Raw genomic sequence first — 23647 nt, 5'->3', positions numbered from 1 at the left:
CGCTGGCTTACGCCGTTTATCCTTCTATTTTCTCGCCAGCAAACGTTTGCTTTTGACCCGCTTACGATTAAAATCGCCACTTTGTTCGTCAGAGAACCCAGAAGATGTCTGCCAATATCCCTGAAGCCAGCCGTAGCACTTCCCCTGCAGTAAGCAGTGAGCTGATTTACCGACTGGAGGACCGTCCGCCGCTGCCCCAGACGCTTTTCGCGGCCTGTCAGCATCTGCTGGCGATGTTTGTCGCGGTGATCACCCCTGCCTTACTCATTTCGCAAGCACTGGGCCTGCCCGCTCAGGATACACAGCACATCATCAGTATGTCGCTGTTTGCTTCAGGTGTGGCTTCGCTGCTGCAGATCAAAACCTGGGGACCGGTCGGCTCCGGCCTGCTGTCAATTCAGGGAACCAGTTTTAACTTTGTGACACCGCTGATTATGGGTGGTATGGCGCTGAAAAATGGCGGAGCGGATGTGCCGGTGATGATGGCAACGCTGTTTGGTACGCTGATGCTGGCCTCCTGCACCGAGATGATCCTCTCCCGCTTCCTGCATCTGGCTCGCCGGGTCATTACCCCGCTGGTCTCCGGCATTGTGGTGATGATTATCGGGCTGTCGCTGATTCAGGTTGGATTAACCTCTATTGGCGGCGGATTCGCGGCGATGAGCAATCACACCTTTGGCGCACCCAAAAACCTGATGCTGGCGGGCGCGGTGCTGCTGGTGATTGTGCTGTTAAATCGTCAGCGTAATCCCTATCTGCGCGTTGCCTCACTGGTGATTGCAATGGCGGTGGGTTATCTGCTGGCCTGGGCGCTTGGCATGCTGCCGGAGAATACCACGCCGGTTAATCAGGCGATGATTACGCTGCCGACGCCCTTCTATTACGGGCTGGGTATTGACTGGAACCTGCTGATCCCGCTGATGCTGGTCTTTATGGTGACCTCTCTGGAAACTATTGGTGATATCACGGCGACCTCAGACGTCTCAGAGCAACCGGTCAGCGGGCCGTTGTATATGAAGCGACTGAAAGGCGGCGTGCTGGCAAATGGGCTGAACTCCTTTGTCTCTGCCCTCTTTAACACCTTCCCTAACTCCTGTTTTGGCCAGAACAATGGCGTGATCCAGCTAACGGGTGTCGCCAGTCGCTACGTAGGATTTGTCGTGGCTCTGATGCTGATAGTGCTGGGTTTGTTCCCGGCGGTAAGCGGCTTTGTGCAGCATATTCCCGAGCCTGTACTGGGCGGCGCCACGCTGGTGATGTTTGGTACTATCGCCGCATCGGGTGTGCGTATTGTTTCTCGTGAACCACTGAATCGCCGTGCCATCATGATTATGGCGCTGTCGCTCGCGGTAGGTCTGGGCGTTTCGCAACAGCCTTTGATCCTGCAATTCGCTCCTGACTGGCTGAAAACCTTACTCTCTTCCGGTATTGCCGCAGGCGGGATCACTGCCATCATTCTGAATCTGCTCTTTCCTCAGGAAAAGTAATCCCCTCTTGTGTCATCCTGTGGTGATTCGCAGAGGGTCTTCGGGCCCTCTGCTGTTGTGAAAGTTGAGCTTCGATGATAAATCAGGCATAACAACCCTTTACCCGATGTTCACAGGGACAGAAGCCATGAAAGTAATCGGAAAAATTCTGCTGACCATTTTGCTTATACTGCTGCTGGCCGTAGTGGCGCTGTATGTAGTGTTGCAAACCCAGTGGGGAGCAGGCTGGATAAGCCGCACCGTCAGTAAGAACACCGATTACCAACTGACGTTAAGTAAGCTTGAGCATAATTTTTCCGACCCCGACCTTCTGCTTCTGGACAATGTCTCCTTTGGCCGGAAAATGCAGCCTGCCCTGCTGACAGCGCAGCGAGTAGGTCTGAACCTGAGTAGCGGCCAGTTTACCCAGCCGCTTCATTTCGCCAGCATTACCCTGGAGAAAGGTATGCTGGATCTCGCTAAACAGGATACTTCGCTGCCGGTTCAGGCAGATCGTTTGCAGCTTAATCAAATGGCGGTAAACAGTCCTGACAGTGGCATAGCGGTCTCTGCAAAGCGGGTGGATGGCGGGATTGTGCCGTGGAAACCGCAGGCTGGCGATCTTATCGGCAGCGATGCCAGCTTCCAGATGAGTGCAGGTTCGCTGGAAATTAACGGCGTCCCCGCCACCAACGTCCTGATCCAGGGCCGCATCAGCCAACATCAACTGGTGATGAGTAATATCGGCGCCGATGCCGCACTGGGTTCTATCACGGCCAGCGCCCAGCGCGATGCGCAGGGGAACTGGCAGGTTCCCAGCTTGCGGCTGAACAGCATTCGCCTGCAAACGGACAAAACGCTTAGCGATTTTCTTAATCCGCTATTCGCGCTGCCCTCAGTGCATTTTGATCGTATCGACATAACGGATGCCCGCCTTGAAGGCGCGGACTGGGCAGTGACCGATCTCGATATGGCGCTGAAGAATATTACCCTGCACGACGGGGAGTGGCAGAGTGAAGATGGCTCGCTGTCAATGAATGCCACCACTTTTGTTAACGGCAGCCTGGAGCTGAACGATCCTATCGTCAATATGACCTTCTCACCTGAGGGTGTGGCGCTCTCGCAGTTCAGTTCCCGTTGGGTCAACGGCCTGATCCGTACAGCCGGTCACTGGACGCGCAGCGATAAAAAGCTGACGCTTGATGAACTGGCGGTGGCTGGCCTGGAATATACCCTGCCGCAAAACTGGCGCGAACACTGGATGGCGAAGCTGCCAGGCTGGCTGGAGAGCGTGGAGGTCACTAAATTTGCCGCTAACCGTAACCTGATTATTGATATTAATCCCGGCTTCCCTTTCCAGATGACCTCCCTGGATGGCAACGGCAGCAATCTGCTGATGGCGCGGGACCATCAGTGGGGCATCTGGTCTGGCAGCCTGAACCTCAATGCCGCGGAGGCAACCTTCAACCGTGTTGATCTGCGCCATCCGTCGATTGCGCTGACCGCTGACAACAGCAGGATCAACGTCACTGAGATGAGCGCCTTCACTAAAAACGGTATGGTGGAGAGTCTGGCAACGCTGTCTCAACAGCCGCAGCGTGCGCTTTCGCTGACGATGAACGGGCGCCAGGTTCCGGTTAACCTTCTGCATGAGTGGGGATGGCCAACGCTGCCGCTGGAGGGCGAAGGCGAGCTTCAGCTGAAGATTCAGGGAAACCTGGCTGCCGGTGCGCCGTTAAAACCCACGGTAAACGGTACGCTCTCCGCAACTGCGGGCGATAAAAACGTTCAGCAAACGATGCAGGCGGGTCAGGTCGCACAGTAATCTTTTCGCTTATCCACGCTGCACTCTGGTCAGGTCGCGCCCTGGCCCTTCTCCCTGCTCAGGCTCTGGCCAGACGCTTAGCCCTTATGCGAGACAGCCCCAGAAAATGGGGCTATGTGAGCCCCGGCTGTTCGCAACCTTCTTCAGGTAAGGTATAGTCCGTTTTTTTACGGAGGAACCATGCTGAATAACTCATCCATTCGTCTTAACAAATACATTGGCGAGAGCGGTATTTGCTCCCGTCGTGATGCCGATCGCTACATCGAACAGGGAAACGTTTTTATCAACGGCAAGCGGGCTGCGGTGGGCGATCAGGTATTTGCCGGGGATGTGGTGAAAGTTAACGGTCAGCTCATTGAACCCCGTAATGAAGAAGACTTAGTGCTGATCGCCCTGAACAAGCCGGTGGGCATTATCAGCACCACCGAAGAGGGCGAGCGCGATAACATCGTCAATTATGTGAACCACAGTAAACGCATCTTCCCCATTGGTCGCCTGGATAAAGAGTCGCAGGGTCTGATTTTTCTGACCAACCACGGCGATCTGGTCAACAAGATCCTGCGAGCCGGGAACGACCACGAGAAAGAGTATGTGGTGACAGTGAATAAACTGGTCACCGACGAGTTTATTGCGGGTATGGGCGCGGGTGTGCCGATGCTGGGCACTGTGACCAAAAAATGCAAAGTAAAGAAAGAGGCACCCTTTGTTTTCCGCATCACGCTGGTGCAGGGTCTGAACCGCCAAATCCGCCGCATGTGTAAGCACTTTGGCTATGAAGTCACCCGGCTTGAGCGCACGCGCATCATGAACGTCAGTCTGAAAGGGTTGCCGATCGGGGAATGGCGCGATTTCACTGACGACGAGCTGGTTGAGCTCTTCAGGCTGATTGAGAATTCCTCCTCTGAAGACGCGGCGGAGAAGAAAGCGAAATCGAAGCCGAAGCCCGTCACCGCGAAAAAACCAGCCAGCGGAGGTGCAAAAAGTCCGGAAAAACCGGCCGCCAACGCGGCTGCACGTAAGCGCTTCGTTCAGCCGGGTCGTAAAAAGAAAGGGCGCTGAGTCAGCGCCTTAAGCCCGACGCTCTGGTTCAGAAACCGGACCCGCCCAGCTCCAGAGCGCCATCCGGATCGGCGGGAAGCACGATATAGACGCCTTCGAATACGGCACCGCACTCTTCATTGCCGTAGAGTTCAACTTCCAGCTGTACCCGAGCCTTGCGCCCACGCGCCAGCCTGTCCAGATCACCACTGAGTGAACCGAGGTCGGCGATAGCGCCAGGTTTGCCGGTGATCGGATGGCTGTAGCGAATATGCGCATCAGCCAGAATGATCGTCCCGCCCAGATGACGCTCACGCAGCAGCAGCCAGATCAAGCCCCATCCCGTCAGGGTCGCCAGTGAGAAGAGGCTGCCGGCAAACAGCGTATGATGCGGATTCTGGTTGCCCGTCTCCGGCATAGTGGTGATAAATTTCTGCCCGGTGAACTGTAAAATGCGCACGCCCATTTTTTCGCTCAGTGGGATATGATCGTACCAGGCCTGCTGCAACTGCCCACACCAGTCCGCGCGATGCAAAATATCATCCAGCGACATCACCGGTTTGATCATCAGGAAATGACGCACCGGCGTGGTTTGCGGAACGGTAATTTCGCCCTGGTTGAGGTACCCCAGCTTGGCAAAAAATTCGACAGCGTCTTCACGGGCGCTACATACCACGCGTTTTGCCCCTTCCTGACGCGCCACAGACTCCAGCGTCATCGCCACCAGCGTACCCAGCCCCTTTCCCTGAACGGAAGGATGGACCGCCAGGAAGCGGATAGCAGCTTCATTTTCAGCATTGATATAGAGGCGACCTGCCGCTACCGGTTCGCCGCGCTCGTCCACTACCATCTGATGATGCGCCAGCGCATCCCAGGCATCCCGTTCAGAACCCATGGGCTGATGAAGGGGTTTACGTAACATTTCCCAGCGGAACTGATAGTAAGTATCCAGCTCTTCTGCTGTTTCAGGAACCCGAAGGTGATACATAAAATGGTTCTCTCTTTCTTAGCCCGCTATGCCTGCCTGTCGTTCCGGTCGCGTCAAACCTGTAGCCAGAAGGTAACAGGCCCGTCATTGACCAGGGAAACCTGCATGTTTGCAGCAAAGCGGCCTGTTTCCGTTACGATACCCTTTTCCCGGCAGCAGCCCACAAAAGCCTGATAAAGCTGCTCAGCTTCAGCAGGTTCGGCTCCGCCAGAGAAACTCGGGCGCATCCCCTTTTGGGTATCGGCAGCGAGGGTAAACTGGGATACGACCAACAGGCTGCCGCCAGCCTGCCGGACATTAAGATTCATTTTGTCGTTCTCATCACCGAAAATACGGTAGCCCAGCACTTTGGCGCATAAACGTTCAGCTTTTTGCCGATCGTCGCCCTTCTCCACGCCTAACAGAACCAGCAGGCCCGGCCCGATTTCACCGGTAGTTTCTTCTGCTACTTTTACGCTGGCGCTCAACACGCGCTGAATCAGGGCAATCATACTTCCTCATCTTCTTTTTTTTGCTCTTCCTGTTTTATCAGGCGATAGTCGCCTAATGTAGCGCTGATTTCTGCTCCCAGCAGGACAATACACCAGGTCCAGTAAACCCACAAAAAAAGGATGGGGATCACCGCCAGCACGCCATAAATCAGCTGGTAGGAAGGGAACATCGTAACATAGAGCGCAAACCCCTTTTTCCCAAGCTCAAAAAGCAATCCTGCAACCAGCGCGCCGACGAGCGCATCTTTACCGGGTACCTGCCGCGTCGGCACAATGCTGTAAAGCAGCCAGAAAGCGAGCCAGGAGAGCAGCAGCGGGAAAATACGCAGGCCATAATCTATCAGTCCGCTCACACCCGTTACGGACGCCCAGTGCAGCGACAGAAGGTAGGAACTGATCGCCAGGCTGGCCCCGGCCAGCAGCGGACCCAGCGTCAGGATCATCCAGTAGACCGCAAAAGAGTAAACGATGGGCCGCTTACGCTTGCTGCGCCAAATAGTGTTCAGGGAGGTATCGATGGCGTACATCAGCAGCAATGCCGTCACCACCAGCCCACATGCGCCTACCGCCGTCATTTTATTAACGTTAGCAACAAACTGCTCCAGATAGCTCTGGATAACCGTACCGGAAGCCGGAACAAAGTTATTAAAAATAAACGTCTTGAGCTGAGTGCTGATGTTGGCAAACGACGGAAAGGCGGCAAAAAGTGCAAACACCACCGCCACCAGCGGTACCAGTGACAGCAGCGAAACATAGGCCAGATTGCCCGCCAGCGTGGTCATGGCATCTTCATCTATGCGCCGCCACAGCAGTTTGATCCACCCCCAGACAGCACGCTGGCGGTGCCGGTAATGATTGATCCGACTCATTTACATGCGATCGCTGAAAAACATCGGGATCACACCGGCGTCTGTCACGTGCACACTGTGAATGCCTGATGCCTTTGCGGCCTCTATATTGGCCAGATTATCATCAAAGAAAATCGCCTCTTCGGCAGAGGCCTCTTCCGCATTCAACAGCTGTTGATAAATTTCCGCTTCAGGCTTGCGTACGCCCATCTCCTGGGAGAGATAGAGCTTATCGGCTGCTTTCTCAACTTCCGGATATTGTGTGGGCCAGAACGCACAGTGCAGCTTGTTGGTGTTAGAGAGGATAACCACGCGGTCGCCCTGCTCGCGCAGCTTGTGCATGATAGCAATCACTTCGGGCCGGACACCAACAAATACCGCCTGCCAGCCTGCGGTAAACTGCTCAAAGCTCAGGGCGAGATCCAGCTCCTCACAGAGTCTGGCGGCAAAAACTTCATCGCTGATTTCGCCACGTTCGTGCTGCTCAAATTCTTCACCCATCCGGAAGCGGCTTTGCAGAGTGGCTAACGGCACCCGTCCGAGATCGCTCCAGACGCCAAGAACCCGGTTGAAATCAATATCAACAATGACGTTACCTAAATCAAAGATATACAGCATGATCATCTCCTTTTGTGCCGGCAAGCTTTCACTCTAGCGGTAAAACGGGAGACTGAACAGGAGGGGGATTTGAATTCTGAAAAAGAGAGTCAGGGCCGGAAGGGATCCGGCCCTGAAGTGCAGCGTACTAAATTAAGGCAAATTACCCTTCTTTAGGTCCACGGCTTGCGCGTTTACGATCGTTTTCCGTCAGGTGACGTTTACGAATACGCACGGACAGAGGAGTCACTTCTACCAGTTCGTCATCATCGATGAACTCGATAGCCTGCTCCAGCGTCATCTTGATGGCCGGAACCAGGGTAGTGGCTTCGTCAGTACCAGAAGCACGCATGTTAGTCAGTTTCTTACCGGTCAGACAGTTAACAGTCAGGTCGTTAGAACGACTGTGAATACCGATGATCTGGCCTTCGTAAACTTCTGCACCGTGACCCAGGAACAGCTTACCGCGGTCCTGCAGGCTGAACAGCGCAAACGCAACAGCTTTACCCTGACCGTTAGAGATCAGCACGCCGTTCTGACGCTGGCCCACTTCGCCCGGACGAACATCATCATAGTGGCTGAAGGTGGAGTAGAGCAGACCGGTACCGGAAGTCATGGTCATGAATTCGTTACGGAAGCCAATCAGACCACGGCTTGGGATAACGTAGTCGAGACGTACGCGACCTTTGCCATCCGGATCCATGTTTTTCATGTCGGCTTTACGTTCACCCATCGCCTGCATCACTGAACCCTGGTGCTGTTCTTCGATATCCAGCGTGACGTTTTCGAATGGTTCTTGTTTGCGGCCTTCGAAATCGCGGAAGATAACTTTCGGACGGGATACCGCCAGTTCGAAACCTTCACGACGCATGTTTTCAATCAGAACTGACAGGTGAAGCTCACCACGACCCGATACGCGGAACGCATCAGCATCGGCAGTTTCTTCAACACGCAGCGCAACGTTGTGCACCAGCTCTTTGTTCAGACGGTCAAGGATCTGACGTGAAGTCACATACTTACCTTCTTTACCGCAGAACGGAGAGGTGTTGACGTTGAAGAACATCGTGACCGTTGGTTCATCAACGCTCAGCGCTGGCAGCGGCTCTACATTCTGTGGATCACAGATTGTATCGGAGATGTTCAGCTCGCCCAGACCGGTAATAGCAATGATATCGCCAGCTTCAGCTTCTGTGGCGTCGATACGCTCCAGACCCAGGTGAGTCAGCACTTTACCCACTTTACCGTTACGGGTTTTGCCTTCGCTATCAACGATGGTCACCTGCTGGTTTGGCTTCACTTTACCGCGCTTAATGCGGCCGATGCCGATAACACCCACGTAGTTGTTGTAGTCCAGCTGAGAAATCTGCATCTGGAACGGCGCTTCCATCTCAACCTGCGGAGGAGAAACGTGTTTCACGATAGCTTCATACAGCGGAGTCATGTCATCAGCCATGTCGGCGTGGTCAAGACCCGCGATACCGTTCAGGGCAGAAGCATAGATAACCGGGAAGTCGAGCTGCTCGTCAGTCGCATCCAGGTTAACGAACAGGTCAAATACCTGATCCACAACCCAGTCAGGACGAGCGCCTGGACGGTCAACTTTGTTGATGACCACGATCGGCTTCAGACCATTAGCAAACGCTTTTTTGGTCACGAAGCGGGTTTGCGGCATAGGGCCATCCATTGCATCCACAACCAGCAGCACCGAGTCAACCATTGACATCACACGCTCTACCTCACCGCCGAAGTCGGCGTGTCCTGGGGTATCTACGATGTTGATGCGGTAGTCGTTCCATTTAATGGCGGTGTTTTTTGCGAGGATGGTAATCCCACGCTCTTTCTCCAAATCGTTGGAGTCCATTACGCGTTCGGTTGCTTCGGTACGGGCATCAAAGGTCCCGGACTGCTGCAGCAACTTATCAACCAGGGTAGTTTTACCATGGTCAACGTGGGCAATAATGGCGATGTTACGCAAATTTTCGATCACAGCTTTGCCTCAGGCATTAGAAATAGCGCGCTATTGTACACGGATTAATCGAAGGACTGAACAGGATCACAAATTTCAATTAAAGATAACTGTCAGGATTGCTTTTCTAACCTTAATTAGTGCAAGAATTGCACTCCATCGAAAAAATGCACCAGAATGGTGCTTAACAAGCACCTGTAAGCACCAAAATGGTGCGCGACTTCCATCATGGTGCAGTTCCCGTCTCACGAGAGGGCGCATCATAGCGCTTTTTCAGGGTATTAATAAAGTTGGCATAGATTTCGCTTTATGTATTCAAGCGAAGAATGCCAGTTTCCACAACGGTTGATAGCTTGTCAGAGATCTTTATTATCGGATGACCCGGCGAGATTAGCAAAGGTCCCAGCTGAAGATCTCTAAACACGACGACAATGACAAAATCCAGGAGAGTTAAGTATGTCCGCTGAACACGTTCTGTCGATGATGAACGAGCACGAAGTAAAATTCGTTGACCTGCGTTTTACCGACACCAAGGGTAAAGAACAGCACGTCACCATTCCTGCTCATCAGGTTAACGCTGACTTCTTCGAAGAAGGCAAAATGTTTGACGGCTCATCAATCGGTGGCTGGAAAGGAATTAACGAATCAGACATGGTTCTGATGCCCGATGCGACTACTGCTGTGCTGGATCCCTTCTTCGAAGACTCTACGCTGATCATCCGTTGCGACATCCTCGAGCCAGGCACCATGCAGGGCTACGACCGTGACCCGCGCTCCATCGCGAAGCGTGCTGAAGATTTCCTGCGTTCGTCCGGCATTGCAGACACCGTTCTGTTTGGCCCGGAACCCGAGTTCTTCCTGTTTGATGACGTCCGTTTCGGCGCGACCACTTCAGGTTCACACGTTGCTATCGACGATATCGAAGCGGCATGGAACACCGGTAAAGAGTATGAAGGCGGCAACAAAGGCCACCGTCCAGGTCTGAAAGGGGGTTACTTCCCGGTTCCTCCGGTCGACTCATCACAGGATATCCGTTCTGCTATGTGTCTGACTATGGAGCAGATGGGCCTGGTTGTTGAAGCGCATCACCATGAAGTTGCTACAGCTGGTCAGAACGAAGTGGCTACCCGCTTCAACACCATGACCAAAAAAGCTGACGAAATTCAGATCTACAAATATGTTGTGCATAACGTGGCTCACGCTTACGGCAAAACCGCTACCTTTATGCCAAAACCTATCTTTGGTGATAACGGTTCAGGTATGCACTGCCATATGTCACTCTCTAAAGATGGTAACAACCTGTTCGCTGGCGACAAATATGGCGGCCTGTCTGAAACTGCCCTGTTCTATATCGGCGGCGTTATCAAACATGCTAAAGCGATCAATGCCCTTTCTAACCCAACCACCAACTCTTACAAGCGTCTGGTCCCGGGTTACGAAGCGCCTGTTATGCTGGCCTACTCTGCCCGTAACCGTTCTGCCTCTATCCGTATCCCAGTGGTTGCCAGCCCGAAAGCCCGCCGCATTGAGGCTCGCTTCCCCGATCCAGCAGCTAACCCATACCTCTGCTTCTCTGCCCTGCTGATGGCTGGCCTGGACGGCATCATCAACAAAATCCATCCTGGCGACGCGATGGACAAAAACCTGTATGACCTGCCTCCGGAAGAAGAAGCTGAGATTCCAAAAGTGGCCGGTTCACTGGAAGAAGCTCTGCAATGCCTGAACGAAGACCGTGAGTTCCTGACTCGTGGCGGCGTCTTTACTGACGAAACCATTGATGCCTACATCGAACTGCGTAAGGCCGAAATGGACCGCGTTCGTATGACTCCACATCCGGTTGAGTTCGAGCTGTACTACAGCGTCTAACTGGTTTGACGTTTTTTGTTGCCGTGGAAACTTTAGCCCATCTCCGGATGGGCTTTTTTCACCACGTTTCATCGTTCAGGAAGACGACTTTTGGGTTCCGGAACTATAATGCACTGAAATAGTGCAGGAGAGAATGCATGGCAACAGGCACGCTGCCCGATGCTGGGCAGATTCTCAACTCCCTTATTAACAGTATTTTGCTGGTCGACAGCGGACTGGTGGTTCATTACGCCAATCCCGCGGCCCAACAACTGTTAGCGCAAAGCTCCCGCAAGCTGTTTGGAACACCGCTGCCGGAACTGATGGGATATTTTTCACTAAATATCGACGTCATGCTTGAGAGTCTGGATGCAGGTCAGGGTTTTACCGACAGTGAAGTGACTTTAGTGGTCGACAGCCGTGCGCATATTATGTCGTTAACCGCACAGCGACTGCCCGAAGGTTTAATTCTGCTTGAAATGGCACCGATGGATAATCAGCGCCGGCTCAGTCAGGAACAGATTCAACATGCTCAGCAGGTCGCCGCCCGGGACTTAGTCCGTGGCCTGGCCCATGAAATTAAAAACCCGCTGGGAGGATTGCGTGGCGCAGCACAGCTGCTGGCGAAAGCCCTGCCCGATCCATCATTAACCGAATATACCAAAGTGATCATTGAACAGGCTGATCGCCTGCGCAATCTGGTTGATCGCCTGCTGGGTCCGCAGCAGCCGGGTATGCACGTGACGCAAAGCATCCATCAGGTAGCCGAACGCGTGGTAAACCTGGTTTCCATGGAGCTGCCCGACAACGTCAAGCTGGTCAGGGATTACGATCCCAGCCTGCCGGAACTGGCGCACGATCCGGATCAAATAGAACAAGTTCTGCTGAATGTCGTGCGCAACGCGCTTCAGGCGTTGGGTGAAGAAGGCGGCACAATTACGCTTCGTACCCGTACAGCGTTCCAACTCACGCTGCATGGCGTACGTTATCGCCTGGTTGCACGCATCGATATTGAAGATGACGGCCCGGGTATTCCGGCACAACTGCAGGATACGCTGTTTTATCCGATGGTGAGCGGGCGGGAAGGCGGCACCGGTTTAGGCCTCTCAATTGCCCGCAGCCTGATCGATCAGCATTCGGGAAAAATAGAATTTAACAGTTGGCCTGGTCACACTGAATTTTCGGTTTATCTGCCTATTCGCCAGTGAGGTTTCTATGCAACGAGGGATAGTTTGGATCGTCGATGACGATAGCTCCATCCGCTGGGTGCTTGAACGCGCGCTCACTGGAGCCGGTTTAAGCTGCGCCACCTTTGACAGCGCCAGCGAAGTGCTGGACGCTCTTGCCAGCAAAACCCCAGACGTTTTGCTTTCAGATATTCGTATGCCCGGTATGGATGGACTGGCGCTGCTTAAGCAGATCAAACAGCGTCATCCGATGCTCCCGGTCATCATAATGACTGCCCATTCCGATCTGGATGCCGCCGTCAGCGCCTATCAACAAGGGGCATTTGATTACCTGCCGAAGCCGTTTGACATTGATGAAGCCGTTGCGCTGGTAGAAAGGGCGATCAGCCACTATCAGGAGCAGCAGCAGCCGCGTAATCAGCCGGTCAGCGGCCCGACCACCGACATCATTGGCGAAGCGCCAGCGATGCAGGATGTCTTCCGTATTATTGGCCGCCTTTCTCGCTCCTCTATCAGCGTATTGATTAATGGCGAGTCAGGAACCGGTAAAGAGCTGGTCGCGCATGCCCTGCATCGCCACAGCCCGCGGGCAAAAGCGCCCTTTATCGCGCTGAATATGGCGGCGATCCCAAAAGACCTGATTGAGTCAGAGCTGTTTGGTCATGAAAAAGGGGCGTTCACCGGCGCCAATCAAATCCGTCAGGGCCGCTTCGAGCAGGCCGATGGCGGGACGCTGTTCCTGGATGAAATTGGTGATATGCCGATGGATGTGCAGACACGCTTACTGCGTGTGCTGGCTGATGGGCAGTTCTATCGCGTGGGTGGCTATGCGCCGGTAAAAGTGGATGTGCGTATTATTGCCGCAACGCACCAGAATCTGGAGCTGCGGGTTCAGGAAGGGAAATTCCGCGAGGATTTATTCCACCGCCTGAACGTCATCCGTGTGCATCTGCCGCCGCTGCGTGAACGTCGTGAGGATATTCCCCGCCTCGCACGTTATTTCCTGCAGGTTGCGGCAAGAGAACTGGGCGTGGAAGCCAAAATCCTTCACCCGGAAACCGAAACCGCCCTGACCCGTCTGCACTGGTCGGGTAACGTCCGACAGCTGGAGAATACCTGCCGCTGGCTGACCGTTATGGCCGCCGGCCAGGAAGTGCTGATTCAGGATCTGCCTTCTGAGCTGTTTGAAACCTCTACGCCAGAGAACCCGGTGCAGTCGCTGCCGGACAGTTGGGCGACCTTACTGGCGCAATGGGCCGACAGGGCCTTGCGTTCCGGTCATCAAAACCTGCTTTCTGAAGCGCAACCAGAAATGGAGCGGACGCTACTGACCACCGCCTTGCGTCATACGCAAGGCCATAAGCAGGAAGCGGCTCGTCTTCTGGGATGGGGCCGGAATACGCTGACCCGTAAGCTGAAAGAGCTGGGGATGGAGTAACGGTTTTCTCAGCGTTGTACTCACAGGGGACGGGTTATCGTCCCCTGTTTTATATAACCCGCGAAAATTGCTGCATACGCGCCTTCTGGCGAAGATAAGCGTCAAAGCACATACAGATATTTCTCACCAGCAAACGTCCTTTAGGAGTCACCTGAAGGCCCTTCTCGTGGCGTTCCACCAGCTCATCCTCAATGAACGGAGCCAGCAGCGCTAAATCTTCAGCAAAATAGTCGCTGAAGGCCTTAACGCCTGTGTCAAAATCGGCAAAATTCAGTGCAAAATTGCACATCAGCGTTTTAATCACGTCACGGCGCAGGCAGTCATCTTTCGTCAGCTTTACTCCCCGGCACAGGGCTGAGTGATTTTTCTCTACGGCAGCATACCAGGCCTTCAGATCTTTTTCGTTCTGCGCATAGCTGTCACCGATCATGCTGATAGCTGAAACGCCCATTCCCAGAAGATCGCTGTTGCCCTGAGTGGTATACCCCTGGAAGTTACGGTGAAGTTTTCCTTCTCGCTGGGCAATCGCCAGTTCGTCGCCAGGCCGGGCAAAATGATCCATGCCGATAAACTGGTACCCTTCAGCGGTCAGCATGCGGACGGTTTGCTGCAAAATATCCAGCTTCTGCTGAGCGGAAGGCAGGTCAGCCTCTTTGATTTTGCGCTGTGCAGCAAACAGGGTTGGCATATGAGCGTAATTGAATACGCTAAGCCGGTCAGGATTCAGCTCAATCACCTTTTTCAGCGTAAACGCAAAGCTTTCCGGCGTTTGCATCGGCAGCCCATAAATAAGGTCAAGGCTGGTTGAGGCAAAGCCTGTCTGTCGGGCACGCTCTGTCAGCGCGACTATTGTCTGTTCATCCTGAACGCGGTTAACCTTCTCCTGCACTTCCTTATTAAAATCCTGAACTCCCATACTCAGCCGGTTGAAGCCGTGATCATGCAGGTGATCCAGCACATCCAGCTCAATTTCGCGCGGGTCCACCTCAATTGATAATTCCGCCTCTCTACTGAAGCTAAACGATGCCCGCAAAGTCTGAATAAGACGCGTGATTTGCGATTTACTCAGATAGGTTGGCGTTCCCCCGCCCCAGTGCATCTGGGTAACTGTGCGATGCCGGAATAAGGCGGCCCGGCTCTGGATCTCAACCGTTAAGGCCTCTATGTAAGCTTCGGCTTTATGCTGCTGGCGAGTAACGACCTTATTACATCCGCAGAAATAGCAAAGACGATGGCAAAACGGAATGTGGATATAGAGCGACAAAGGTCGCTCGGGATAGCGCTGGGTTGCCTGAAGGAAGGCGGCTTCGTCGTAGTCCGCAGAAAATTCAAGCGCGGTGGGATAAGAGGTATAGCGAGGACCCGAGATGTTGTATTTCTGAATCAGCTGCTGATCCCATTCAATCATCTGCGTCACAATGGTCACTCCTGCGTTGGCGTCTGGGTGCCGACCGTCGGATGTGAGGAGAGTGCCTTAAGCGCTGGCGGACGGTGGCCTTGTGCAGTCGGGTTTTTAACCGCGAAAGACGCCGTAGTTTAACGAATAACCCTCCCAGGCTGCAGAGCAGAATCAGCAAGAAAATTGATCCAGGCCAATTCATCAGTAGAGAAACCTATATAAAAAGGCAGCGCAACGCTGCGCCACCTCAATTTTGGGATAAAAACGCTAAAGATTAGTTGCCGCCTTTCAGCAGGCGATACATATCTTCTTCAGCTTCATCATCTTCCACATCGTCATCCAGTGCGATGCCAAGCTCTTCCATCAGCACGTCGATACGGTCAAGCGTCTGGTCAAGCCAGGCTTGCTCTTCCGCTGGCAGGGTTTCACCTTTTTCCAGACGATCCAGCAGCGCATCAAGACGCTCGTTATTTTCAAGCGAGGCAAGCTCTTCTTCGGGAGAGAGACGAACTTTTTTCTGTTCCGCAGGTTTTGCAGCCTTCGCCGGTTTTTTCACGCTCTGCGCTTCCGCAGTGACCGGCCCCAGAGCGATCGGCTTTTTGCTGCCAATACGCGGATCTTTGCTGGTGGCGCTGCCGCTACCCTTCTGATTCGCAGTGACCGGATTGGCCCGGCTACCAGAAGCGTTGCCGCGATGTTTTTTGTCACGCTTACGGTCACGCGCTTCGGTGTTTATTTCATCACGCGTTTTACGCTTCGTTTTTGCTGCCGGTTTCTGGCCCTGGGGCGCGCGTGTAGGTTGCTTCATGGTTTCTGCTCTCAGACGTTTTATATTCAGTATAGAATTGCGGCGAAATCTAGCAGAAAGCAGACAAAGAAAAAAGGCGGCAGGTCACCCTGTCGCCTTTTTTCGCACCTTCCGCAGAAGGACTGACTTAGTCAGCATCCTTTTTAGCACACAACATCCCGGTTTTCCTTTGCCTGAGCGTCCCTTCCTGGACTCGATCCTTTCCCTGTGGTGCTGTATTCCTGGCACATTCCATCCCTGCTCCAGACCTTCCTGATCTCCCTGAGCACTTCTTCCTGAAGCGAACCCTCCTGGTTCTGCCAGATACTTTAGACTATATGGTCAAACTCACAAGGCAGTGTGGGCAACAATTTTTCGTTCGCCCGCCACAAGAAACCTGTATTTATTTGATATCTAACTGCTATTACTTTCTTAAAGCCGCTAAAAAGAGGAAAGCTCTGGCATATTTAATGGCAGATCTCCTACAAAACCCCGGCAGACTGAAGGTCGGTTGGGCGCTTTCATTCTATACAGGGTATACTCTGCGCAATTGTTCTTATATCTGGAGTTTTTATTTTGTCTGGCTGGAATTATCACGTTACTCATTTTGTCACCAGTGCACCTGACATCCGTCACCTTCCAGCCGATACCGGACTTGAAGTGGCGTTCGCCGGCCGCTCAAATGCGGGCAAATCCAGCGCGCTAAATACACTGACAAATCAAAAAAGTCTGGCCCGTACCAGTAAAACGCCGGGACGTACGCAGCTGATCAACCTGTTTCAGGTAGCAGAGGGTTACCGACTGGTGGATTTACCAGGCTATGGCTATGCCGAAGTGCCGGAAGAGATGAAACTGAAGTGGCAAAAGGCGCTGGCGGAATACCTGCAGATGCGTGAGTGCCTGAAAGGTTTGGTGGTGTTGATGGATATTCGCCATCCGCTTAAGGATCTCGATACGCAGATGATTCAGTGGGCAGTGCAGAGCGGTATTCAGGTGCTGGTGCTGTTAACCAAAGCCGACAAGCTGGCTTCTGGTGCGCGTAAAGCCCAGCTGAACGTTGTGCGTGAAGCGGCAAAAGGCTTTGTGGGAGATGTGCGCGTGGAAATGTTCTCTTCTTTGAAGAGGATCGGCGTCGATAAGTTAAGTCAGCAGCTGGATACCTGGTTCAGCGAACTCCCTCCTGCTGTTGAAGAAGAAATCCCTGCCGAATAAGCTTGCTGGTTCTGAAACCGCGCCCAATAAAAAACGCCCCAGTCATAAATGACTGGGGCGGCTAAATATTCAGCCAAATCCGATTACGTGAAGTAAAAGGTCTGAAAGATAGAACATCTTACCTCTGTACCCTACGTCTTAAACTCTACATGATTTTTTCAGCCCTCAAAAGGGTTTTTTGTAGTTAATTTTCATAAAACACCGGGTGTTATCCAACTCAGGTCACATAAAAAGGGCCTGCCTGTAGCTTAATTACAAAAAAAATGCTTTGCCGATAACCGGTTAGGAGAAGCTTTGCGCATTATCAGCATCAGTGGGCAGGCTGAACCGATTAACCAAAGCATTTTCTTATGGATAGAGAGTGAGACTGAATCCTCAGCGAAATCAGCCTCATCCGTAACAGTTGCCGGGTTTTAGTGAGCCTGTTCCCAGTTATCACCCACACCCACATCAACTCTGAGTGGCACATCCAGTTTCATGCTGTTTTCCATCAGTTCACGAATTTTAGCCGTCGCCGCTTCCACTTCAGAGGCTTTAACTTCAAATACCAGCTCATCGTGTACCTGCATGATCATTTTTACCTCTGGCGTGGTCTGCGGCGTCAGCCAGCTGTCGACGGCTATCATCGCTTTTTTAATGATATCGGCTGCCGTACCCTGCATTGGCGCATTAATCGCTGCACGTTCAGCCGCCTTACGGCGCATCGCATTGCTGGCATTGATATCAGGCAGATAGAGACGGCGTCCGTCCAGCGTGGAGACATAACCTTTTTCGGCAGCCTGCTGCCGGGTGTTTTCCATATAGCGTAAAACTCCCGGATAGCGTTCGAAGTAGAGATCCATATACTTTCTCGCTTCGCCAGCGCCGATATTCAGCTGCCGCGACAGGCCAAACGCGCTCATACCGTAGATCAGGCCAAAGTTGATCGCCTTGGCGCTGCGACGCTGCTCGCCAGTCACCTTATCCAGCGCCATGCCGAAGACTTCTGCGGCCGTTGCACGGTGTATATCCTGACCTTCGGCAAAGGCCTCCAGTAACCCTTTATCCTGTGACAGGTGCGCCATGATGCGCAGCTCAATCTGTGAATAGTCTGCTGCCACAATTTTATGGCCTTTGGAGGCGATAAAAGCCTGACGAATACGCCGACCCTCATCATTTCTCACCGGGATATTTTGCAGATTCGGATCGGTAGAAGAGAGCCGTCCTGTTGCCGTCACCGCCTGGTGATAGGAAGTATGAACACGTCCGGTCACAGGGTTAATCATCAATGGCAGTTTATCGGTATAGGTCGACTTCAGCTTAGCCAGGCTGCGGTTCTCAAGGATCACTTTCGGCAGCGGATAATCCAGCGCCAGCTCCGCCAGGACCTCTTCACTGGTGGAAGGTGCGCCGCCAGGCGTTTTTTTGGTAGGCTTAATCCCCTGCTTTTCAAACAGAATAGTTTGTAGCTGCTTGGGCGAAGAGAGGTTGAACGGTTCGCCGGCCAGCTCATGCGCTTTCTGCTCCAGCTCTGCCAGGCGTAAAGTCAGCTCTTTAGAATGGGCGGCAAGAATGCCCTGATCGATCAGCACGCCATTACGCTCAATGCGCGAAATCACGGTGACCAGCGGCATTTCTATATTTTCAAAGACCGCTTTCGGACCCTGCTCTTTTTCCAACTCTGGCCACATTTTCAGATGCAGCTGAAGGGTGACATCTGCATCTTCTGCGGCGTAATGCGCAGCCTGTTCCAGGGCTATCTGATTAAAGGTTAATTGTTTTTTGCCTTTGCCAGCGATATCTTCAAACGATACGGTTTTATGATTCAGCCAACGGGAAGCCAGAGAATCCATATCATGCCGCCCGGTAACGCTGTTGAGGGCGTAAGATTCAAGCATGGTGTCAAATTTGATCCCAGCCAGCTCAATATCATAGTTTTTCAGCACGCCACGATCGTATTTCAGGTTCTGCCCAACTTTCAGCAGGTTTGCATCTTCCAGCAACGGCTTGAGGCGAGCAAGAACACTGTTTCGATCCAGCTGAGCGGGCGCATCCAGATAGTCGTGAGCCACTGGCAAATAAGCCGCTTCGCCAGGCGAGACGGCAAACGACAGCCCCACGATGTTTGCGCTAAGCGTATCCAGCGAATCGGTCTCAAGATCAAAAGCGAAAAGTTCGCTTTGCTGAATTTTCTTCACCCAGCTCTCAAAGGTGGCCTCATCAAGGATTGTGACGTAACCATCAGCAGATAAGATACTGGTGGCTTCCACCTGCTCTTCAACCTTTTCAACCAGGGCTTTTTTAGCAGCGGGATGGCTTTTTTTACCCTGCAGCCATTTTCCCTCTTCCAGATCGGTAATCCAGCGTTTGAATTCGTAATGACGGAACATACCCAGCAAATCTTCCATCGCTGGCTCGTTGACGGTGAGCTGCTCGTAGGTTAATTCCAGTTCCACATCCGTTTTGATAGTGGCCAGCTGATAAGAGAGGAAAGCGAGCTCTTTATTTTGCTCAAGCTTGGCAGCCATGGTTTTGGCGCCCCTGAACGTCAGGCCCGATACTTTATCCAGATCTTCATAAATCTCTTTGATACCACCCAGCCCCTGTAACAGAGCCTGCGCAGTTTTTTCTCCGACCCCCGGTACACCAGGAATGTTATCGGATGAGTCGCCCATCAACGCAAGGAAGTCGATAATGAGATTAGGTGGAACACCAAATTTCTCCACCACCTCATCGGGGCCAAGGATAGCGTTATTCATGGTGTTAATCAGCGTGATATCTGACGTCACCAGTTGAGCCATATCTTTATCGCCGGTACTGATTAACACCGGTTTCCCTAATTTCTCTGCTTCCAGTGCCAGGGTGCCAATAACATCATCCGCTTCCACACCGTTTACGGCCAGCAGAGGCAGACCCATCGCCCTGACCATATTATGCAAAGGCTCTATCTGAGCACGCAGATCATCAGGCATCGGAGGGCGATGCGATTTGTAATGTTCAAACAGTTCGTCACGAAACGTTTTGCCTTTAGCATCAAACACCACGGCCACATGGCTGGGTTTATATTGCAACAGCAGGCTGCGCAACATATTCAGCACGCCATACATAGCCCCTGTCGGCTCCCCGGCACTGTTAGTAAGTGGCGGAAACGCATGATAAGCGCGATAGAGATAAGAAGATCCATCTACCAGGATGAGCGGGTTTTCTGCAATCTGTGCCATAAGTCGTCACGTTCTTCTTTAGTGTCTTCAATAGGGATAAGGATGCCACAGCTGGGCAGTAAAGATGAAATATCCTGGCAGATAAACTTCACGTAAGGGAAAATTTTGCGGTACGCCACGCAAGAACAAGTTGTGGATAAGTTTGTGTGTAATTTTAAGAAGGAAAGCAACTGAACAGGATATTATTTTTTTAGGTAAACAAAAGAATAATAAATTCAATTGATTAAATTTTATTTCCAGGATTTATTGCAGATTCTGCGGAATGCGTTATATGTGGATAGTAATTATTATTGTCAACATTATCGCAGTCTTTTTTCAGAATCCCAGACCTTTGCGGATAGTTATTTCAGGACTGTCCTGCCAGGGACCGAAACAGTAACGCCGGCATAAGCCGGCGTCAGGAAAAGAACGGACTCTTACTTCTGGGTAATCAGGAATTTCACAACATTGGCATATTGCTGAACGTAGTTATCCATTGAGCTGGTATCCAGGCCGCCGTTATTTACCATATATTTGCCGTTAACAAACATAGCAGGCACGCCACGCAGATCGACATCAGCGGCCGCTTTTTCCTGCTGAGCAACCAGCGATTTCACTACAAAGCTGTTCCAGGCCGCATCGTACTCTTCTGGCTTAATACCCGCTGCTTTGACAAAAGCATCTTTCAGGCTGGCTGGATCGGTAATGCTTTGCGTTTTCTGAATACCGTCAAAGAGCGGGGCAGTGACCTTATCTTCCACACCCAGGGCCATTGCCACAGCCCAGGCCTGTGTGACCGTTTTCCCCATATCACCGCCAAGGAACTCTACATGATATTTAGTGACTTTGGTGTTGGCAGGCAGGCCTTTTTTTACGGCATCGCTAACGTGCCAGACACGCTCAAATTCATAGCAGTGTGGGCAGAAGAAAGAGAAGAATTCAAGAACCTGTGGTTCACCCGTGGCAGGCTTCTGCATCGTCACGTATTGCTGGCCATCAGTAAACTGCGCGGCCGAAGCACTAAAGGCCAGAACCATACCAACCAGTGCAAACCAAATCTTTTTCATTGTAAAACTCTCTCCTGACAACAATAGGGGCGGATCGGAAAAGGCGACCAGCCTTAGAATGCAGGCATAAGCTGAAGCGGTGGCTCCTGCAACAGCCTGGCCTGCTCGTTAAAGATAGCGATCTGTCTGCGCCAGAAATCTTCATCCGTCATCCACGGAAAACTGGCAGGAAATGCAGGATCTTGCCAGCGGCGAACGACCCACGCCAGATAATAAACCATCCTCATGGCGCGTAAAGGCTCAATCAGTGACAATTCGTGTGTGTCGAAGTCGCAAAACTCGCTGTACGCTTCCAGCAGGATATCCCACTGTAGCCTTTGCTCCTGAATGTCGCCGTTAATCAACATCCATAAATCCTGCACCGCTGGACCATTACGGGCATCATCGAGATCGACAAACAGCGGACCGTCTCGCCAGAGAATATTGCCGGGATGGCAGTCTCCATGCAGACGCAAAGCGTGCCACTGAGTATGCCAGCAATTTTGTAAAGTTGTACCTATCAGGCGCACGCTGGTCAATAAAGCTTCTTTCAGCTTCCCGGGAATTAAACTACTGGCTTCAAGCACCTGCAGAGGTTGCGCGATGTACTCATCCAGTCCAATAGTGGGACGCTCAGTAAACGAGCTTTTACGTCCCGTTTGATGAATTCGCCCCAGGTAACGCCCAACCCATTCAAGCTGGTCGTAATTATCGGTTTCATACTGGCGTCCTCCCAGGCTGGGAAAGACGGTATACAGATAACCCTGATGCTGGTGAAGCGTTTTTCCCTGCAATACCAGCGGTGCGGCGACGGGAACTTCATCGGCCAGTAGCTCAGCAGTGAACTGATGTTCTTCCTCAATCTGCTGTGGCGACCAGCGCTGGGGCCGGTAAAACTTCACCACATAGCGCATTCTCTCTTCATCAGAAAATTGGTAAACCCTGTTTTCATAGCTGTTGAGCGCGGTTAGCCCTGACTCAACGCGGATCCCGGTCTCCCAGAGCGCATCAAGGATGGTGTCAGGATGTAATTGTTGAAAGTTAAAAGCTGGCTCTTTCATCCGGCATGCTCATCACGTGAAGTAGCCAGTAATACTATCATTAAATCCTGCTGATGCCGGATGGTGGCAGGGATTTAATCTTTGATAACGCCACGCGCCCGAAGCAGAGCCGTTTTAAAATCCTCTTCATAATCTTTCTTCAGACCAGGGATCGGTTCGTTTTTATCGCTGCCGCGCATTTTGAGATGATAAATCAGCATATCGTCGGTGAGTTCGGTTATCGGGCCAGTAAAACCTGACTCCGTAGCCAGTTTCTGTAAAAATTGCATCAGCGTGAGGTCAGGCTCCTTCTGCCATTCAGGTTGCAGCAGGGAGATCAGTTCGTTGAGACGATGGCATTTCATGGCAAGCTTCCTGTCAGACTTAATAAGTAGCCAGGTTATCAGCATTAATTTTACTTTAACAGAGAGGTGAACGGCGGAATGGCTCACAAATCATACAATACGAATGAAAAGGTGACCGGGGTCATTCTTGCTGGCGGAAAAGGGTCACGGATGAATGGCGAAGATAAGGGACTGATTAACTTCAGGGGCGAACCGCTCTATCGGCACGTCCTGGCGCGTCTGCAACCTCAGGTAGCAGAGGTTATGCTCAGCGCCAACAGAAATGGCGAATGCTATCAGGAAAGCGGCTGTCGCGTTTTAACCGATTCTTTCCCGGGTTTTGCCGGCCCGCTGGCAGGTATGCTTGCTGCTTTACAGCATATCACTACTGACTGGGCTGTATTTGCTTCCTGCGATGCCCCCTTCCTGCCGCTTGATCTGGTTGCACAGCTATGGAACGGTAAATCAGGCGCTAAAGCCGCCTGGGCTTGTAGCAACGGGCGGGATCATCCTACTCACGCGATTATTCATCGTGACAGGGCTGAAATGCTTGAACACTATCTCCAGCGTGGCGATCGTAAGCTTATGTTTTTCCTGAAGGAAGCGGGCGGTATAGCGGTGCACTTTGATGATCCAGAAGCCTTCATTAATATAAATACGCCGGAAGATCTCCTTTTAAACCGGAGCAGAATTCCTGATTAGCATTTTTATCGGAAGGTTTTCACGCCGGATAAGGCATAAAAAAGGGCCCCGTGCGTCAGCGCGGGGCCCTTTTCTTTCTTTTTCCGCGCCGGTGGGGCATCACGCCGCGCCTGCGGACGCTCTCCGGCTTTACCTGCGGGTAACGCCGCTGCCCCGCTCCGCATTTTCACGGCGCCCGGACGCAAAAAACCCCGGCCTTGCGGCCGGGGTTATCGCTTTATTTAATGCCTGGCAGTTCCCTACTCTCGC

The 23647-nt window shown here is 52.4% G+C and carries 19 protein-coding genes; 8 read left to right on the top strand and 11 right to left on the bottom strand.

Features of this window, described 5'->3' with window-relative positions:
• Positions 1-104: 104 nt before the first annotated feature.
• From SD961_RS18445 to rluF, 3 genes are all read left to right on the top strand, one after another.
• Positions 105-1487 (top strand): uracil-xanthine permease family protein, encoded by a 1383-nt coding sequence (locus SD961_RS18445; RefSeq protein WP_318791797.1) that lies wholly within the window; start codon positions 105-107, stop codon positions 1485-1487.
• A gap of 127 nt (positions 1488-1614) precedes the next feature.
• Positions 1615-3291, top strand: coding sequence for an AsmA family protein (locus SD961_RS18440; RefSeq protein WP_318791796.1), 1677 nt, complete (start codon positions 1615-1617; stop codon positions 3289-3291).
• A gap of 180 nt (positions 3292-3471) precedes the next feature.
• Positions 3472-4350 carry a 23S rRNA pseudouridine(2604) synthase RluF gene (gene rluF / locus SD961_RS18435; protein WP_318791795.1) on the top strand — a complete coding sequence of 293 codons (879 nt, stop codon included), beginning with the start codon at positions 3472-3474 and terminating at the stop codon, positions 4348-4350.
• A gap of 28 nt (positions 4351-4378) precedes the next feature.
• On the opposite strand, the gene fabY is transcribed toward rluF, so the two are convergent.
• From fabY to typA, 5 genes are all read right to left on the bottom strand, one after another.
• Positions 4379-5317, bottom strand: coding sequence for a fatty acid biosynthesis protein FabY (fabY, locus tag SD961_RS18430; RefSeq protein ID WP_318791794.1), 939 nt, complete (start codon positions 5315-5317; stop codon positions 4379-4381).
• A 53-nt stretch (positions 5318-5370) separates the two neighbouring features.
• Positions 5371-5808, bottom strand: a complete 438-nt coding sequence (dtd, locus tag SD961_RS18425; RefSeq protein ID WP_318791793.1) for a D-aminoacyl-tRNA deacylase — start codon at positions 5806-5808, stop codon at positions 5371-5373.
• Positions 5805-6677: a virulence factor BrkB family protein gene (locus SD961_RS18420; protein WP_318791792.1), complete on the bottom strand. Its 873-nt coding sequence runs from the start codon at positions 6675-6677 to the stop codon at positions 5805-5807. Before SD961_RS18420 ends, dtd begins: the two co-directional genes overlap by 4 nt.
• Positions 6678-7274 (bottom strand): glucose-1-phosphatase, encoded by a 597-nt coding sequence (gene yihX, locus SD961_RS18415; protein WP_318791791.1) that lies wholly within the window; start codon positions 7272-7274, stop codon positions 6678-6680.
• Positions 7275-7416: 142 nt separating this feature from the next.
• Positions 7417-9240 (bottom strand): ribosome-dependent GTPase TypA, encoded by a 1824-nt coding sequence (gene typA, locus SD961_RS18410; RefSeq protein WP_318791790.1) that lies wholly within the window; start codon positions 9238-9240, stop codon positions 7417-7419.
• Positions 9241-9675: 435 nt separating this feature from the next.
• On the opposite strand from typA, the gene glnA reads away from it, so the two are divergent.
• The 3 genes from glnA to glnG all read left to right on the top strand — a co-directional run bounded on the left by glnA (position 9676) and on the right by glnG (position 13689).
• Positions 9676-11085 (top strand): glutamate--ammonia ligase, encoded by a 1410-nt coding sequence (glnA, locus tag SD961_RS18405; protein WP_318791789.1) that lies wholly within the window; start codon positions 9676-9678, stop codon positions 11083-11085.
• Positions 11086-11222: 137 nt separating this feature from the next.
• The gene (gene glnL, locus SD961_RS18400; protein WP_318791788.1) at positions 11223-12272 is read left to right on the top strand and encodes a nitrogen regulation protein NR(II); all 1050 of its coding nucleotides are present in this window, start codon (positions 11223-11225) and stop codon (positions 12270-12272) included.
• 7 nt (positions 12273-12279) lie between these two features.
• Positions 12280-13689 (top strand): nitrogen regulation protein NR(I), encoded by a 1410-nt coding sequence (glnG, locus tag SD961_RS18395; RefSeq protein ID WP_318791787.1) that lies wholly within the window; start codon positions 12280-12282, stop codon positions 13687-13689.
• Positions 13690-13738: 49 nt separating this feature from the next.
• Here glnG and hemN read toward each other — a convergent pair whose 3' ends face one another.
• On the bottom strand, positions 13739-15109 hold the full coding sequence (gene hemN / locus SD961_RS18390; RefSeq protein WP_318791896.1) for an oxygen-independent coproporphyrinogen III oxidase: 1371 nt from the start codon (positions 15107-15109) through the stop codon (positions 13739-13741).
• A 253-nt stretch (positions 15110-15362) separates the two neighbouring features.
• Positions 15363-15896 (bottom strand): Der GTPase-activating protein YihI, encoded by a 534-nt coding sequence (gene yihI / locus SD961_RS18385; RefSeq protein WP_318791786.1) that lies wholly within the window; start codon positions 15894-15896, stop codon positions 15363-15365.
• 555 nt (positions 15897-16451) lie between these two features.
• Between yihI and yihA the strand changes: the two genes are divergently transcribed.
• Positions 16452-17087 (top strand): ribosome biogenesis GTP-binding protein YihA/YsxC, encoded by a 636-nt coding sequence (gene yihA / locus SD961_RS18380; protein ID WP_318791785.1) that lies wholly within the window; start codon positions 16452-16454, stop codon positions 17085-17087.
• A 413-nt stretch (positions 17088-17500) separates the two neighbouring features.
• On the opposite strand, the gene polA is transcribed toward yihA, so the two are convergent.
• The 4 genes from polA to SD961_RS18360 all read right to left on the bottom strand — a co-directional run bounded on the left by polA (position 17501) and on the right by SD961_RS18360 (position 22717).
• Positions 17501-20287 carry a DNA polymerase I gene (gene polA, locus SD961_RS18375; RefSeq protein WP_318791784.1) on the bottom strand — a complete coding sequence of 929 codons (2787 nt, stop codon included), beginning with the start codon at positions 20285-20287 and terminating at the stop codon, positions 17501-17503.
• Positions 20288-20703: 416 nt separating this feature from the next.
• Positions 20704-21333, bottom strand: a complete 630-nt coding sequence (gene dsbA / locus SD961_RS18370; RefSeq protein WP_318791783.1) for a thiol:disulfide interchange protein DsbA — start codon at positions 21331-21333, stop codon at positions 20704-20706.
• Between the two features lie 53 nt (positions 21334-21386).
• Positions 21387-22373, bottom strand: coding sequence for a serine/threonine protein kinase (locus SD961_RS18365; protein WP_318791782.1), 987 nt, complete (start codon positions 22371-22373; stop codon positions 21387-21389).
• Between the two features lie 74 nt (positions 22374-22447).
• Positions 22448-22717: a YihD family protein gene (locus SD961_RS18360; protein WP_318791781.1), complete on the bottom strand. Its 270-nt coding sequence runs from the start codon at positions 22715-22717 to the stop codon at positions 22448-22450.
• A gap of 78 nt (positions 22718-22795) precedes the next feature.
• Here SD961_RS18360 and mobA point away from each other — a divergent pair, with 78 nt between their 5' ends.
• A complete protein-coding gene (mobA, locus tag SD961_RS18355) occupies positions 22796-23398 on the top strand; it encodes a molybdenum cofactor guanylyltransferase MobA (protein ID WP_318791780.1) in 603 nt (200 codons plus the stop codon).
• Positions 23399-23647: the final 249 nt, after the last annotated feature.

It is taken from the genome of Erwinia sp. MMLR14_017, assembly GCF_033657285.1.
Taxonomy (GTDB): Bacteria; Pseudomonadota; Gammaproteobacteria; order Enterobacterales; family Enterobacteriaceae; genus Erwinia.
The sequence above is the reverse complement of the archived record's forward strand: the minus strand, read 5'-3'. Positions and strand labels throughout refer to the sequence as shown.

Excerpts from the sequence above, each read along its gene's own strand:
- SD961_RS18445 (WP_318791797.1), top strand. The coding sequence starts at position 105 with ATGTCTGCCAATATCCCTGAAGCCAGCCGTAGCACTTCCCCTGCAGTA.
- SD961_RS18440 (WP_318791796.1), top strand. The coding sequence starts at position 1,615 with ATGAAAGTAATCGGAAAAATTCTGCTGACCATTTTGCTTATACTGCTG.
- rluF (WP_318791795.1), top strand. The coding sequence starts at position 3,472 with ATGCTGAATAACTCATCCATTCGTCTTAACAAATACATTGGCGAGAGC.
- fabY (WP_318791794.1), bottom strand. The coding sequence starts at position 5,317 with ATGTATCACCTTCGGGTTCCTGAAACAGCAGAAGAGCTGGATACTTAC.
- dtd (WP_318791793.1), bottom strand. The coding sequence starts at position 5,808 with ATGATTGCCCTGATTCAGCGCGTGTTGAGCGCCAGCGTAAAAGTAGCA.
- SD961_RS18420 (WP_318791792.1), bottom strand. The coding sequence starts at position 6,677 with ATGAGTCGGATCAATCATTACCGGCACCGCCAGCGTGCTGTCTGGGGG.
- yihX (WP_318791791.1), bottom strand. The coding sequence starts at position 7,274 with ATGCTGTATATCTTTGATTTAGGTAACGTCATTGTTGATATTGATTTC.
- glnA (WP_318791789.1), top strand. The coding sequence starts at position 9,676 with ATGTCCGCTGAACACGTTCTGTCGATGATGAACGAGCACGAAGTAAAA.
- glnL (WP_318791788.1), top strand. The coding sequence starts at position 11,223 with ATGGCAACAGGCACGCTGCCCGATGCTGGGCAGATTCTCAACTCCCTT.
- glnG (WP_318791787.1), top strand. The coding sequence starts at position 12,280 with ATGCAACGAGGGATAGTTTGGATCGTCGATGACGATAGCTCCATCCGC.
- yihI (WP_318791786.1), bottom strand. The coding sequence starts at position 15,896 with ATGAAGCAACCTACACGCGCGCCCCAGGGCCAGAAACCGGCAGCAAAA.
- polA (WP_318791784.1), bottom strand. The coding sequence starts at position 20,287 with ATGGCACAGATTGCAGAAAACCCGCTCATCCTGGTAGATGGATCTTCT.
- dsbA (WP_318791783.1), bottom strand. The coding sequence starts at position 21,333 with ATGAAAAAGATTTGGTTTGCACTGGTTGGTATGGTTCTGGCCTTTAGT.
- SD961_RS18365 (WP_318791782.1), bottom strand. The coding sequence starts at position 22,373 with ATGAAAGAGCCAGCTTTTAACTTTCAACAATTACATCCTGACACCATC.
- SD961_RS18360 (WP_318791781.1), bottom strand. The coding sequence starts at position 22,717 with ATGAAATGCCATCGTCTCAACGAACTGATCTCCCTGCTGCAACCTGAA.
- mobA (WP_318791780.1), top strand. The coding sequence starts at position 22,796 with ATGGCTCACAAATCATACAATACGAATGAAAAGGTGACCGGGGTCATT.